General features: G+C 63.0%; 14 protein-coding genes. 7 read left to right on the forward strand and 7 right to left on the reverse strand.

The genetic code is table 11. The annotated features are described in order from the left end of the window. Nucleotides 1–2: 2 nt before the first annotated feature. On the reverse strand, nucleotides 3–1,514 hold the full coding sequence (locus tag C4J92_RS05370) for an MFS transporter (protein ID WP_124403173.1): 1,512 nt from the start codon (nucleotides 1,512–1,514) through the stop codon (nucleotides 3–5). Between the two features lie 104 nt (nucleotides 1,515–1,618). Here C4J92_RS05370 and C4J92_RS05375 point away from each other — a divergent pair, with 104 nt between their 5' ends. Next, nucleotides 1,619–2,491 (forward strand): LysR family transcriptional regulator, encoded by an 873-nt coding sequence (locus C4J92_RS05375; protein WP_124403174.1) that lies wholly within the window; start codon nucleotides 1,619–1,621, stop codon nucleotides 2,489–2,491. 156 nt (nucleotides 2,492–2,647) lie between these two features. On the opposite strand, the gene fecA is transcribed toward C4J92_RS05375, so the two are convergent. The 3 genes from fecA to C4J92_RS05390 form a co-directional block, all read right to left on the reverse strand. Beyond that, on the reverse strand, nucleotides 2,648–4,984 hold the full coding sequence (fecA, locus tag C4J92_RS05380) for a TonB-dependent Fe(3+) dicitrate receptor FecA (protein WP_124403175.1): 2,337 nt from the start codon (nucleotides 4,982–4,984) through the stop codon (nucleotides 2,648–2,650). A 91-nt stretch (nucleotides 4,985–5,075) separates the two neighbouring features. Beyond that, nucleotides 5,076–6,017 (reverse strand): FecR domain-containing protein, encoded by a 942-nt coding sequence (locus C4J92_RS05385; RefSeq protein WP_124403176.1) that lies wholly within the window; start codon nucleotides 6,015–6,017, stop codon nucleotides 5,076–5,078. After that, complete coding sequence (locus C4J92_RS05390) at nucleotides 6,014–6,502, reverse strand: sigma-70 family RNA polymerase sigma factor (protein WP_124369744.1); 489 nt, start codon at nucleotides 6,500–6,502, stop codon at nucleotides 6,014–6,016. Before C4J92_RS05390 ends, C4J92_RS05385 begins: the two co-directional genes overlap by 4 nt. A 169-nt stretch (nucleotides 6,503–6,671) precedes the next feature. On the opposite strand from C4J92_RS05390, the gene C4J92_RS05395 reads away from it, so the two are divergent. The 5 genes from C4J92_RS05395 to C4J92_RS05415 are packed head-to-tail and all read left to right on the forward strand — an operon-like array spanning nucleotide 6,672 to nucleotide 10,432. Further along, on the forward strand, nucleotides 6,672–6,974 hold the full coding sequence (locus tag C4J92_RS05395; protein ID WP_124403177.1) for a DUF3649 domain-containing protein: 303 nt from the start codon (nucleotides 6,672–6,674) through the stop codon (nucleotides 6,972–6,974). After that, a complete protein-coding gene (locus tag C4J92_RS05400; RefSeq protein WP_124403178.1) occupies nucleotides 6,971–8,545 on the forward strand; it encodes a PepSY domain-containing protein in 1,575 nt (524 codons plus the stop codon). The genes C4J92_RS05395 and C4J92_RS05400 overlap by 4 nt, the downstream gene beginning before the upstream one ends. Next, nucleotides 8,546–8,872, forward strand: a complete 327-nt coding sequence (locus C4J92_RS05405; protein ID WP_124403179.1) for a DUF3325 domain-containing protein — start codon at nucleotides 8,546–8,548, stop codon at nucleotides 8,870–8,872. 7 nt (nucleotides 8,873–8,879) lie between these two features. Beyond that, nucleotides 8,880–9,458, forward strand: a complete 579-nt coding sequence (locus C4J92_RS05410) for an RNA polymerase sigma factor (protein ID WP_124403180.1) — start codon at nucleotides 8,880–8,882, stop codon at nucleotides 9,456–9,458. Then, on the forward strand, nucleotides 9,455–10,432 hold the full coding sequence (locus C4J92_RS05415; protein ID WP_124403181.1) for a FecR family protein: 978 nt from the start codon (nucleotides 9,455–9,457) through the stop codon (nucleotides 10,430–10,432). The genes C4J92_RS05410 and C4J92_RS05415 overlap by 4 nt, the downstream gene beginning before the upstream one ends. Before the next feature lie 135 nt (nucleotides 10,433–10,567). Here the strand turns inward: C4J92_RS05415 and C4J92_RS05420 are convergent, their stop codons facing one another. Both C4J92_RS05420 and yejK read right to left on the reverse strand, forming a co-directional pair. Beyond that, nucleotides 10,568–10,918 (reverse strand): glutaredoxin family protein, encoded by a 351-nt coding sequence (locus tag C4J92_RS05420; RefSeq protein WP_124403182.1) that lies wholly within the window; start codon nucleotides 10,916–10,918, stop codon nucleotides 10,568–10,570. After that, a complete protein-coding gene (gene yejK, locus C4J92_RS05425) occupies nucleotides 10,918–11,922 on the reverse strand; it encodes a nucleoid-associated protein YejK (RefSeq protein ID WP_057701465.1) in 1,005 nt (334 codons plus the stop codon). The genes C4J92_RS05420 and yejK overlap by 1 nt, the downstream gene beginning before the upstream one ends. Before the next feature lie 395 nt (nucleotides 11,923–12,317). On the opposite strand from yejK, the gene C4J92_RS05430 reads away from it, so the two are divergent. Beyond that, a complete protein-coding gene (locus C4J92_RS05430; protein WP_003188840.1) occupies nucleotides 12,318–12,599 on the forward strand; it encodes an HU family DNA-binding protein in 282 nt (93 codons plus the stop codon). A 169-nt stretch (nucleotides 12,600–12,768) separates the two neighbouring features. Here the strand turns inward: C4J92_RS05430 and rlmF are convergent, their stop codons facing one another. Continuing rightward, on the reverse strand, nucleotides 12,769–13,785 hold the full coding sequence (rlmF, locus tag C4J92_RS05435; RefSeq protein WP_124361439.1) for a 23S rRNA (adenine(1618)-N(6))-methyltransferase RlmF: 1,017 nt from the start codon (nucleotides 13,783–13,785) through the stop codon (nucleotides 12,769–12,771). Nucleotides 13,786–13,935 lie beyond the last annotated feature (150 nt).

Consider the following 13,935-nt stretch of genomic DNA (forward strand, 5'->3'; position numbering starts at 1 on the left):
GTTCAACGGCGCTGTTTGAAGAAATACCCGCTAAGCATCGCCAGCCCGCAAGCACCCAACCCTGCAAAGAGCATGGCCCAGCCGGCGCCGTTGCGCAGCGCCGCCTGGGCCTCGTTGAACGCCAATCCCGGCGCGTCCAGCTTGCCCGCCGCGATGTGCTGGCTGAGGGCCGGCCAATCTATTGCCGTGCTTGGCGGCATGACCTCGGCCAGGTAATGGCTGATCCCCAGCAACAGCACCAGGCCCATCAACGCGATGTTGAGCGCCAGGGTGATCAGCCGTGCGCTGAAGTCGATACCTGAGGCCATGCCCGCGCGGTCAGCCGAGACGGCGCCCGTAGTGGTGTTGGTGGTAGGCGAGTTGGTCAGCGCCAGGCCGATGCCGGCGATCACGCAACTGAGCAGCACCAGCAGCGCGCTTGGCTGCGCGGCGCCATTGGCGGCGGCCATTGCCAGAAACCCCGCGCCCATCGTCGCCAGGCCCACCGGGATGATGCGTTCGGCGCCGTAGCGCAGGGCCAGGCGCTCGGCCAGCGGCGGCACCAGCAAGGTGGGCAAGGTGTAGGCGAGCAGGGCGCCGCCGGTGGTCAGGGTGTCGTAGCCCAGGCCCGCCTGAAAATACAGCGGCAGGTAGATCATGAACGGCCAGAAGCTGAAGTTCATGCCGATCGAGCCCATCAGCGCACCGGTGAAGCGCTGGATGCGCAACACCGAAAAATCGAACATTGGATGGGCGCTGCGCTTTTCAACCACGATGAATAGCAACAACGCCACCAGCGCCAAGCCCGCCCAGCCGAGCATTTGCGGTGTGGCGAAGCTATGCTCGGTGCCCTGGGTGATGAAGTACACCAGGGCGAACACCGCCAGCGTCAAGGTCAGCATGCCGGCGATATCGAGGCGATGGCTGGCCGGATCGCGGGATTCCTGCACGCTGATGCGCAATAGCACCAAGGTGAACAGGGTGAGAGGCACATGCGCGAGAAATACCCAGCGCCAGTCCGCGACGGCCAGGATCAGCGCACCGACCATCGGCCCGAACCCCAGGCCCACGCCGGCAATCACGCCCCAGATCGCGAATGCCCGGGCGCGTGCCGCCGGTTCCCGAAACAAGTGCGACAGTATCGCGAACTGGCAGATCATCATCGCGCCGGCGCCGATGCCCTGGACGAAACGCGCCACGATCAGCGTCGACGCGTCGTTGGCCAAGCCACAGGCCAGCGAGGCCAGGCCGAAGACCCACAGGCACAGCACCAGCATGCGTCGACGGCCAAAGCGATCGGCCAGGGTGCCCGCCGCCATCAGCACGCTGGTGCAGGCCAGGGTGTAGGCATTCATGATCCATTGGGCATCTTGAAACCCCGTGCCCAGTTCGCGTTCCAGGGTGGGCAGGATGACCGGCACGCTGGAGATTTCCAGGCCGAACATCAGGGCCACAAGGCACACGGCGGTAAGCGCCAGACCGTTTCTGGCGACATGCGGTGGGCTGAGGGCCGATAGCGTGGCGACGGGTGGCATGGGATGTTCCTTTCGAGAGTGGGAGGGATTATTCTCTCGGGAATCTGGTTCTTTATTTGCGATGATTTTTCCATGGATAAGGGAATGCAGGGCGACAAATTAATATGACCACTCCACGTTTTGATGGCGTCGAGCTGTTCGTGCAAATCGTCGAGAGCGGCAGCCTGAGCGCAGCCGCCGAGCGCCTGAATCTCACCCGTTCGGCGGTGGGCAAGGGCCTGGCGCGGTTGGAAGCGCGGCTGGGCACTTGCCTGTTGCAACGCTCCACGCGCCGCCAGCGTCTGACGGAGGATGGGCAGGCGTACTACGAGCACTGTCTGCGCGCGCTGGCAGAGCTGGAGGCGGCCGAGTCGGTGCTGGAAAGCGGCCGCCAGCAGCCACGCGGGCGCTTGCGGGCGAGTTTGCCGCTGGCGTTTGGTCACCACTATGCCGCGCCTGCGCTGTGGGGCTTGATGGACCGCTATCCGCAATTGGAGATCGATATCAGTTTCTCCGACCGCATGACCGATCTGGCGCAGGAAGGCTTCGATATCGCCGTACGCATCGGCCCATTGCCGGATACCGACCGCCTGAGTGCGCGGCGCCTGGGCGAGCAGGTCATGGGCCTGGCGGCGTCGCCCGCGTATTTGCAGCGCAGGGGGCCCATTGCCTGTATTGAAGACTTGTCGGCTCATCGCGGCATTGCCTACCGCAGTAACAGCGCTCATCGCTCGCGCCTGATCACGCCCTTGGTGTTGGACGACCTCCAGGCCGTGGCCGATGCGGCCATCGCGGGTGTGGGGCTGGCCTGGTTGCCGAGTTGGTTGATCGCCCACTATGCGCTGCGCGGGCAACTGGCGGCGGTGCTGGCCGATTTCCGCGAACAGCCGGCCCCCATCCATGTGATCTGGCCGACGGCGCCGCACATGCCGGCCAAGACCCGATGCGCCATTGATGCGCTGGTCGCGGCCACCCCCAGTTGCCTGGCGGGGAGTTAAAGGACCTCATCGGATCTCTAAGCGGTACTCGGTCCAAATGTGGGAGGGGGCTTGCTCCCGATAGCGATGGGTCAGTTAAAAATATACTGACTGACACTCCGCTATCGGGAGCAAGCCCCCTCCCACATTTGGATTTGTTGTGAGCTACAGAGGCAGTCAGAACGCAATCGAGGTTTGCACGTACACCGTGCGCGGCTCACCCACGTACTTGCCCTTGTTGTTATCGTCGAACGAGCGCGTGTAGTACTGCTTGTTGAAGATATTCTTCACGCCGACCGCGACGTTCAAGTCCGACAGCTGGGGGCCGAAGTCATACGCTGCGCGGCTGCTGAACAGCATGTAGCCGGGGATGCGTCCATTCGCGCCGTCGGCGCTTTCGGCCTGGGTGTTGGCGTTGTCGGCGAATTGGCTGCTCTGGTAGCTGCTGTCCAGGTTGAGCTTCCAAGGGCCTTCGGTGTAACCGACGCCGAGGGTGCCTTTGTGCCTGGACGAGAAGGGCACGCGGTTGCCTTTGTTCGGGCCGTCTTCGCGGATGGTCGCGTCGACATACGCATAGGTGGCGTACACATCGAAGCCGGCCAGTGCCGGGCTCAAGCCGTCGAGGGCATAGTTGATGCTCGACTCGATGCCCTGGTGCCGCGTTTCACCGCGTGCGATCACAGTGTCATTGGTTTGGTTGCTGTCGTATTGGTTGTCGAAATTGATCAGGAACGCACCGATTTCCGCGCGCAGGCTGCCGTTGTCATAGCGCGTACCGAGTTCCCAGGTGCGGGCTTTTTCCGGTTTCACTTCGCCGCTGCTCACGCGGTTGGGCATCTGGCTGTACTGCACGCTGCCGAACGAGCCTTCAGTGTTGGCGTAGAGGTTCCAGTCGTCGGTGAGGTGGTAGAGCACGTTCAACGCCGGCAGCGCAGTGTTGTAGTCGCCCTTGTAGTTGACGTTGCTCAGGTTGTTGGTCTGCTGGGACTTGATCATCTCGTAGCGGATGCCCGGCGTGAGGGTCCACTTGCCGATATCGATGCGGTCGTCGATGAAGAACGCATTGGCCTCGGTGCCGCCGCGCGTGTCGCGGTCGTTGCGGCTGTCGGTGGTCGGGATTTGCTGGTTGGCGGCAATCGGCGTGCGGTAGCGCAGCTCGTGGCCGGCTTCATTGATGTAGCGGTAGCCGACGCCGACTTCGTGCGTGGTGGGGCCGAGGTCGAAGCCTTGGGCGAAGCGGGTTTCCAGGCCGCGTACCCAGTACTCGCGCGGTGACAGCGAGAGGAAGTTGCCCTGGTCGAGGTAACCGCTGCGCAGCGTCTTGGTGAAGAAGCTGTTGACCGTGAACTCACGGCGGTCCTGCTCGTAGCGGTAGCCTAAGTTGAACATCGTACGGCGGCCCCAGAACTTATCGTAGGGGCGGGTCGACTGGTACGGGTCAGCCTTGTAGTCCTTGACGTTCAAGCCGCCGGGCATATCGGCCTGGCCTTCGTAGTACTGCGCCATGGCGTTGAAGCTGTTGGCGTCGTCCAGTTGGTATTTGCCCTTGAGGATCAGGTCGTCGATGCGCGTGTCGCTGTTTTCGCGCCAGTCGCCGCCACGGGTGCCGGAGTACAGGAGCGCGCCGCCCAGGCCATTGTCGGCGGTGCCACCGGCCAGCAGGTTGCCGGTGGTCTTGAAGCCGTCGTGGCTGGAGGACGGGCTGGTTTCGGTCTGCAGGCCGCCTTTGACGGTGGGCGCATCCGGGATCGCACGGGTCACGAAGTTGACGATGCCGCCGACGTTTTGCGGGCCGTAGCGCACCGCGCCGCCGCCGCGTACCACGTCGACCGCGTCCATGTTGCCCATGCTGATCGGTGCGAATGACAGTTGCGGCTGGCCATACGGTGCGAAGGGCACGGGAATGCCGTCCATCAACACCGTGGAGCGCGACGCCAGACGTGGGTTGAGCCCGCGAATACCGAAGTTCAGCGCCATGTCATGGCTGCCGGTGCCGTTGTTGTCCGGGGCGTTGACGCCGGGGATGCGGTTGAGCACGTCGCGGGCCTGGGTCGCGCCCTGGCGCTCGAAGGCTTCGCGGCGGATCACATCGCGCGCGCCGGGGTGTTCGAACACGTTGGTCTGCGCCGCATCGCCGAGCCAGTCGCCGACCACGTTGGAGGTCTGCAGTTCGAGGGTAACCGGGGCGCTGGCCGGTTGCAGGCTGTAGGCGTTGTCGCCCTCGGCACGGGCTTGCAGGCCACTGCCTTCCAACAGTTTATTCAGGCCTTCGGCGGTGCTGTAGGTGCCCGACAAGCCTGGGCTTTGCAGGTCGGCGGTGACCTCGGAGCCGAAAGTCACCAGCACCCCGGCTTCACGGCCGAACTGGTTCAGGGCCGCTTCCAGACTCGTCGGTGCGATGTGATAGGCCTTGGCTTCGCCCGCCATTACTGGGGGCAGCGCGGTCAGGCTGAGGCTGGCGCCGAGGAGGAGTTGGCGCAGGGTACGGGCAAGAAGCGTCGGTTGCAGGGGCATGAAGGGCGGTCCTGAGAAGGAAGGATCAAGGTGGCTTTCCTTCTCTGTCACGCGAGGACGGGAAAACGGCTCACTGTTTTTCTGAATAATTTCAGGCGCGGGCCTGAACCGTCACCCAGTAGCGGGTAAAGCGTCGCACGGTGACCGGCAGGCTGACTTCCAACAGGTCGAGGATGCGTTCGCTGTCATCCAGTGGATAGCTGCCCGACAGCAACAGGTTTGCCACCTGCGGATCGCAATTGAGCTGGCCGCGACGGTAGCGCCCGAGTTCGCCGAGGAAATCCTCCAGGCGCATATGCGCAGCCACAAGCATGCCGTCTGCCCAGGCACCGCTGTTGGCGTCAGTGGGGCGAGGGCTGTCCCAGCCTTTGCGGGTGTAATTGACCTGATGCGCAGCCTCGACCGTCAGCGGCAGGCCGCTGTAGTGGTTGGGCATCACGTCGACTTGGCCGTCGAGCACCGCCAGTTGAGTATGGTCGCTGAACTGCCGCACGTTCAGTCGCGCCGCCTGGCTGCTGAGCAGACCCTGGCTGGTGAGTACGCGCAGCGGCGTGGCACCGGCGCGGGCGGTCAGCAGGATTTCACCTTCGAGCAGGCGGATCAGTCGCTGCTGGCTATCGACATGCACATCCACCGCGCTGCCGGTGTTGAGCTGCAACTGGCTGCCGTCGGCCAACTGCACGGTGCGGCGCTGGCCGACGGGGCTGCGGTAGTCGGCGGTCAGCGGCGGCAGAATACGCTGCTGGCGCAGGCTCCAGGCTGCCGCCGAACCGGCGCCGAGGATCAACAACAGCTTCAGCGCCTGGCGCCGGCTGTTGGACGTCGGTGCATTCAACGCCGCGTGCGCCAGGGGCGAAGGCACGCCGCGCAGGCGCTGGTTGACGCGCTGGATCTGGTCCCACGCGCGCTGGTGCTCGCTGTGCGCATCCAGCCATTGCTGCCAGGCGGCCTGTTGGCGCGGGTCGAGCGTGCCTTGCTGCATTTGCAGCAACCAGTGCACGGCTTGTTCGGCAACGGGGGGCGAGATATTCATAGGGCGAAGTAGCAGCGCAGGGCGGCTTTATGCAGATGGCGTTTGACCGTGGCAATGGAGATGCCCAGTTGCGCACCGATTTGCGCGTAGGTAAGGCCATCGAGCTGGGCCAGCAGGAAGGCGCGCTTGACCTGGACCGGCAGGCCGTCGAGCAATTGGTCCAGCTCCACCAGGGTTTGCAGGATGATGGCGCGGTCTTCCTCAGACGGCGTCACCTGTTCCGGCAATTGTGCCAGGGCATCGAGGTAGGCGCGTTCCAGGTCCTGGCGACGGTAAAAGTTGAACAGCACGCGCTTGGCGACCGTGGTGAGAAAGGCGCGGGGTTCGTTCAGCGTTGGCGCTTCCCGTGCGCTGAGTACCCGGATGAAGGTGTCCTGGGCCAGGTCGGCGGCGCTTTCCGGGCAGCCGAGCTTGCGTCGCAACCAGCCGGTGAGCCAGTGGTGATGGTCGTTGTACAGAACTTCGACGGTGTTGGACGGCGGCAACGGGATCACTCCATCAGCATCGGCATGCTTTAGAGAACAAGAATTGTTCGCATTGTAGGGGCGGGGACGAGGTTCGGCAATCCGCGAAGCCGGTGATTCATCCGTTCTCTTTTGCTTATGAGAATATTTATCATTAGTATTGCGCGCTGATGAACTTGGCGCCTGTCGCATGAACAGCAAAACCCCTCTGCCCGCGTCCTATCGCCTTGCCGTCACCTCCCGGGTGCTGGCGGCGGTGGTCGGCGGTTATCTGATGGCCTCCCTGGCCGCTATCTGCCTCGCACTGTGGCTGCCCACCTCCCGCGCCGATGCGGTAATCACCGGCATGATGAGTTCGTTCGTGTTCTACCTGCTGGCGGTGCTCTGGTGTTTTGCCTGCCGCACGGCATGGCGTGCCTGGGCGGGGGTGATGCTGCCAAGCGCGCTGTTCGCCACCCTGGCGGGCATCGGTTTCTGGGTGGCGCGCACATGAAGGAAGGCTTTCGCCAAGCCATGGCCTGGCTGCATACCTGGGCGGGGTTGATCTTCGGCTGGCTGCTGTTCGCGATTTTCCTGACCGGCACCCTGGCTTATTTCAAGGACGAAATAACCCACTGGATGCAGCCCGAAGTGCAGGCCCACCCGTTGGACGACGCGCGCAGCCTCGGCGTGGCGCAGCGCTATCTGCAGCAGCAGGCGCCTACCGCCGCGCGTTGGTTCATCACCTTGCCCACCCGCCGCGACCCCGGCCTGTCGGTGATGTGGCAAGACAAGGTCGACCCCGGCAAGCGCGGCAATTTCACCCAGAAAATCCTCGACCCGGTCAGCGGCCAAGCGGTGCAAGCCCGTGAAAGCATGGGCGGCGAATTCTTCTACCGTTTCCATTTCCAGCTGCAAATGCCTTACCCGTGGGGCCGCTGGCTGTCGACCATCGCCGCCATGGTGATGTTCGTCGCGCTGATCACCGGCATCATCACCCACAAGAAAATCTTCAAGGACTTCTTCACCTTCCGTCCGCGCAAAGGCCAGCGTTCCTGGCTGGACGGGCACAACGCGGTGGGCGTGCTGGTGTTGCCGTTCCACCTGATGATCACCTATAGCAGCCTGGTGATTTTCATGAACATGGTGATGCCGGCGCCGATCATGGCTTCGTATGGCAACGACAGCCGTGCGTTCTTCAATGAGGTGTTCCCCAGTTCTGATAATGCGCCGGCGCTCGGCCAGCCGGGCACCTTGCTGGCATTGTGGCCGATGTATCAGCAGGCGCAGCAACAGTGGGCGGGAGGGCATGTCGGACGCTTGGCGGTGAATAATCCGAGTGACGTCAACGCCTCGGTGAACGTGTTCCGCGCCGGGTCCGACAGCGTGGTGCAGGATTTCGGCAGCAGCCTATCGTTCAGCGGCACCACGGGCGAGCTGTTGCGGGCCAGTGGCGAGCCGTCGTTGCCGGCGGTCATCGGCGGCGGTTTCTACGGTTTGCACATGGGCCATTTCGCCGGCCCGGTGCTGCGCTGGCTGTACTTTGTCTGTGGCCTGGCCGGCACGGCGATGATCGGCACCGGGCTGGTGATCTGGCTGGGCAAGCGCCAGCTCAAGCACGCCAAAACCGGCGTGATGCCTTTTGAGCTGCGCCTGGTGGAAGTGTTGAATGTCGCCAGCATGTCCGGCCTGGTGATCGCCATCGCACTGTTCTTCTGGGCGAACCGGTTGTTGCCGGTGAGCATCGCCGCGCGTTCCGACTGGGAAGTGCGCGCCTTCTTTATCGCCTGGGCCCTGAGCCTGCTGCACGCGCTGTTGCGGCGCGGCCGCCCGGCGTGGGTCGAGCAATTGAGCGTGGGGGCGCTGCTGTTGGTGGCCATCCCGTTGGTCAATGCACTGACCACCTCCCACCATTTGGGCGTTTCCCTCGTGAGTGGCGACTGGGCCATGGCCGGCTTCGACCTGACGTGCCTGGCCTGCGGCCTGTTCCTGGGCTGGGCCGCCTGGAAGATGCAGCGCCGCACGGCAACGCAGCCCAACGCGCCGCGCGCAGGGGCATTGACGTTCAAACAGGAGGCCAACTGAATGCTGCTCGCACTGCTCATGTGCTACGCCGGGTTTACTGCGCTGTGCCTGTCGACCGACCGCCATCACGGCGAGTTGCTGCGCAGCAAACCTTCGCCTTTACGGCGTTTGGGGTTGCATGCGGCCGGTTGGTCGCTGCTGGCGGTGTCGCCCTGGCCGGCGGTGGCCGCGATGGGGTGGGGCCAGGGGTTGGTGGAGTGGTGCGCGGTGTTGATGCTCAGCGCTTTGATGCTGGTGCTGCTGCTGCCATATCGGCCACGGCTGGCGTTGAGCCTCGCGGGCGTAGGCCTGCTGGCCAGCCCGGTCGCGGCGTTCGGCCTGTTCTGAGTTGCCCATGATGATCAGCCCTGCGCCGAAACCTCAAGACCGTTCGCACCCGGACGCCGCCGGTGGGCGGGCGCATTTTCTGCAGGTGTTCCTGTCCCAGCGTTCGCAGATGGAGGCGCTGGTGAGCCGCCGTGTCGGTTGCCGCGCAACGGCGGCGGATCTGGTGCAAGACCTGTTCCTGCGCTTCTGGCGTCGCCCGCTGGTGCAGGTCGAAGAGCTCAGCACCTACCTGCTGCGCTGCGCCAGCAATATCGCCATCGACCATTTGCGCAGCGAAGGCGCCCGCGTGCGCAGTAATGAAGGCTGGCTGCCCGAACAGCAGGGCAACCAGGGCTGCGAACCCCAGGCGGCCCTCGAAGCGGGCAATGATTTGCGGCATGTCGAAGCCGCCTTGCGCAGTTTGCCCGAGCGCACTCGCCAGATTTTCCTGCTCAACCGCATCCACGGCCGCAAATACGCGCAAATCGCCAAGGCGATGGGCGTGTCCCAAAGCGCTGTGGAAAAACACATGATGCGTGCCCTCCAAGCCTGCAAGGCGAGCCTGAGCGAACCGTCGCCCCCACGCACGCCAGGAAAAGCACCGTGAACGTGACTCCCACGCCCGCCCAGGAACAGGCCGCGCTCGCCTGGCTGAGCCTGCTGCACGACCAGCCCAGCAGTGGCGATCAAGCCAGCTTCAGCCAATGGCTGCGGGCCGACCCCGCCCATGTCCAAGCCTATGCCCAGGCCCAGGTGCTGTGGGAGTTGAGCGAAGTACCGGCACGCGCGTTGGCCGACGAAGACGCGCAGGCGTTGCAGGGCTACCTCAATGCGATGAACCGTTCCACGCGCTCGCGCACGTTGCGCTGGCCTGGCGCCTTGGCCGCGGCCGCCAGTGTGTTGTTGATGGTGGCGATGGGCGCCGGTTGGCAACCGTCGCGCTGGGTCGATGACTTCGGCGCCGATTACGTGACGGCGCCAGGGGAAGTGCGGACCGTGACCCTGGCCGATCAGTCCCACGTTACCCTCGACGCCGACAGCGCCATTGCCGTGGATTTCAGCCACGGCGAGCGGCATGTCCAGTTGCGTCGAGGGGCCGGGTTTTTCCAGGTTGTCCACACCGGCCAGCCGTTTATGGTCGAGGCGGGCAGCGGAGAAACGCGGGTGCTGGGCACGCAGTTCGAAGTGCGCCTGCAACCGGCGGGGGCACAGGTGACCGTGTTGTCCGGCCGGGTTGGGGTGACGCCCTCCAAACAGGCGCCGCAGCAAATTCTGACGGCAGGCCAGCAAGTAGTCTACGCCGAGGGTGTAGCCGAGCCGCTGCACGCGGTAGACAGCGAAGCACGCCTGGCCTGGCGCGATGGCTGGCTCAATTACTACAAGGCGCCGCTGGCCGAGGTGATCGAGGATTTGGCTCGCTATTATCCCGGCCGCATCCTGTTGCTCAATGACGAGATGGGCGCCAAACGCGTCAGCGGCAGCTTTCCAAGCAACGACCCGCTAGCGGTGCTCAATGCCCTGCAAGCGGTGCTGGGCTTTGAGCAGCACACACTGCTGGGCCGGATGATTGTGGTGCGCTAAGCCCGCACCACAAGCCAATGTGGGAGGGGGCTTACCCCCGATTGCGGTGGGTCAGCTACCCATAGGCTGGCTGACAGACTGCTATCGGGGGCAAGCCCCCTCCCACATCTGACCGGTGGTGTTTTACAGATTGGGTTATTTCAACGCCGCCATGATCGCATCCGGGTTGTAGTCGCGGATCAACGTGCCATTGACGTCGACAAACGGAATCCCGCCCCCGCCCAACGCTTCATACGCCTTGCGCGCCTGGGCGTCCTTCTCGATATCGAAGGCCTGGTAAGGAATGCCTTTCTGGTCCAGGAAACGCCGGGTCTGCTTGCAGTAGCCGCACCACTCGGTGGTGTAGAGCACCACGCGCGCCGAGGCGCGTACCTGCTCCGAAACAACCTGCGAGGGGTTGAACAGCCGCTCGATCTTGCCCCAGTTCTGAATCACCACGACCACCAGCAGCACCAGCAGGACTTTCTTGAGCACGCCGCCAAGCATCAGTTACGGCGCTTGAGCTGATCGGTCAGTTGGGTCGGCAGGCCCTTGATGATCAAGGTGCCGGCGGCTTCGTCGTACTCGATCTTGTCGCCCAGCAGGTGCGCTTCAAAGCTGATGGACAAGCCTTCGGCGCGGCCGGTGAAGCGGCGGAACTGGTTGAGGGTGCGTTTGTCGGCAGGGATCTCCGGCGACAGGCCGTAGTCCTTGTTGCGGATGTGGTCGTAGAACGCCTTGGGCCGATCTTCATCGATCAAACCGGACAGTTCTTCCAGGCCCATGGGCTCGCCGAGCTTGGCCTGGCTGCTGGCGTAGTCCACCAGGGTCTTGGTTTTCTCGCGGGCCGATTCGTCCGGCAGGTCTTCACTTTCAACGAAGTCGCTGAACGCCTTGAGCAGGGTGCGGGTTTCGCCCGGGCCGTCGACGCCTTCCTGGCAGCCGATAAAGTCGCGGAAATACTCCGAGACCTTCTTGCCGTTCTTGCCTTTGATAAAGGAGATGTATTGCTTGGACTGCTTGTTGTTCTGCCACTCGGAGACGTTGATCCGCGCCGCCAGGTGCAGTTGGCCCAGGTCCAAGTGGCGCGAGGGGGTCACGTCCAGCTCGTCGGTCACCGCCACACCTTCGCTGTGGTGCAGCAGGGCGATGGCCAGGTAGTCGGTCATGCCTTGCTGGTAGTGGGCAAACAGCACATGGCCGCCAGTGGACAGGTTGGACTCTTCCATCAGCTTCTGCAGATGCTCCACAGCCGTACGGCTGAAAGCGGTGAAATCCTGACCACCGTCAAAGTATTCCTTCAACCAGCCGCTGAACGGGTGCGCGCCGGACTCGGCATGGAAGAAACCCCAGGCCTTGCCTTGTTTGGCGTTGTAGCTCTCGTTGAGGTCGGCGAGCATGTTCTCGATGGCGGCGGATTCGGACAGCTCCGAGTCACGGGCATGCAGAACTGCGGGTGTGCCGTCGGGTTTTTTGTCGATCAGGTGGACGATGCAATGACGGATCGGCATAGGCTTCTCGGCTGGTTGAAGGGGAGCGGTGAGCCTCCCCAAAAAGTTGCCCAGTGTACCGCACCCATTGGTCAAGACGCGCCTGGAAGGGCGTTTTGGACGTTGTCCGACCGGCTATATGCCTTTTTTTCACGGTTTAGAGCGATAAAGCTGACCAAATGGGTATGTTGAGGCGGATATTTCCCCGTCTCTGTGCTAGTTTTGCCCGGTCTTACGCCAAGTCTCGGCGTTAAGCGTGCATTCAGCATTTGTCAGGTCGAACCAATCCCCGTTTCAAGCATCTATAACCCCGTTCTCCGAGGTTATAGCCGGGGTGCCAGGCCAAGAAGGTCGGGCTCGACGGCTGACACTGCACTCTGCAATCCATATGAATTTGATAGGGAAGGAACACCACAATGGCTATTACTAAAGACCAACTGATCGCCGACCTGGCTGAAGCAGTAGACGCACCGAAAACCACCGTGCGCGCTCTGCTGGACCAACTGAGCCAGGTTGTTGCTGATCAGCTGGAAAACGGCGGCGAAATCACTCTGCCAGGCGTTGGCAAACTGAAAGTGACCGAGCGTCCTGCCCGTACTGGCCGTAACCCTTCGACTGGCGCTGCCATCGAAATCGCTGCCAAGAAAGTTATCAAGCTGGTTGTGGCCAAAGGCCTGACCGACGCTGTTAACAAGTAAGACGCAGTAAAAAAAACCGTGCACCGGAGCGATCCGGGCACGGTTTTTTGTTGCCTGCGATTTGTAGGAGCGAGCTTGCTCGCGAAGGTCGTTAACGATGACGCGCCCGTCTTGGATGAACGTGAAGTCTTGGCGTTTTTCGCGAGCAAGCTCGCTCCTACAGGTGGCGCTATCGAACCCAGCGCTGGCGCCAGAGCTGCTGTTCGTTCTTGGTCTGGAAGGTCCAGGCCACAAAGCGGCTTTGCTTCTGCCCCTGGGACATTTCCACCACCTGGCTTTCCAGCACACCGGCTTTTTTCAGCGCGGTCTCGATCGCCGGCAGGTTTGACGCTTTTGACACCAGGGTGCTGAACCACAACACCTTGTGGGCAAAGTGCGCACTTTCAGCGATCAATTGCGTGACAAAACGCGCTTCACCGCCCTCGCACCACAGCTCGGCCGATTGGCCGCCGAAGTTCAACACCGGCAACTTGCGCTTGGGATCGGCTTTGCCCAAGGCGCGCCATTTACGCTCGCTGCCCTTGGTCGCTTCATCCATCGAGGCATGGAACGGCGGGTTGCACATGGTCAGGTCAAAGCGCTCGGCAGGCTCCAGCAGGCCCAGCAGAATATGCTTGGGATTGGGTTGCAGGCGCAGCTGGATGACTTTGCTCAGGTCGTTGGACTGCACGATGGCCTTGGCGGCGGCCACGGCGATAGGATCGACCTCCGAGCCCAGGAAGTTCCAGCGGTACTCCATATAGCCAATCAGCGGATAGACGCAATTGGCGCCCATGCCGATGTCCAGCACCTTGACGATGGAACCGCGCGGAATCTTGCCGTCGTTGACGCTGGCCAGCAGGTCGGCCAGGCAGTGCACATAGTCGGCACGCCCCGGCACCGGCGGGCACAGGTAATCGGCCGGGATGTCCCAGTGCTGGATGCCATAGAAAGCCTTGAGCAGCGCCCGGTTGAACACCCGCACCGCGTCCGGGTTGGCGAAGTCGATGCTTTCCTTGCCGTAGGGGTTGATGATCACAAATTGCGCCAGTTCCGGCGTGGTCTTGATCAGCGCCGGGAAGTCGTAACGGCCGGTGTGGCGGTTGCGCGGGTGCAGGGTAGCCTCTTTGCGCGGCGCGACGGGTTTGGCCGTGGCTGCGGTTTTAGGCTTCTTGCGTGGAGGTTTTGGCGTAGTGGGGGCGGTCATGATGATTCTGGTGTTGGCTCAAAGTGACGGGCATTGTCACACATCCTGAGCCCAACTCGTTCAAATGTGGGAGGGGGCTTGCTCCCGATAGCGGTGTGACAGGCAAAAAAGTTGAGACTGATACACCGCCATCGGGGGCAAGCCCCCTCC

Source organism: Pseudomonas sp. R3-18-08, from assembly GCF_003852065.1.
Taxonomy (GTDB): domain Bacteria; phylum Pseudomonadota; class Gammaproteobacteria; order Pseudomonadales; family Pseudomonadaceae; genus Aquipseudomonas.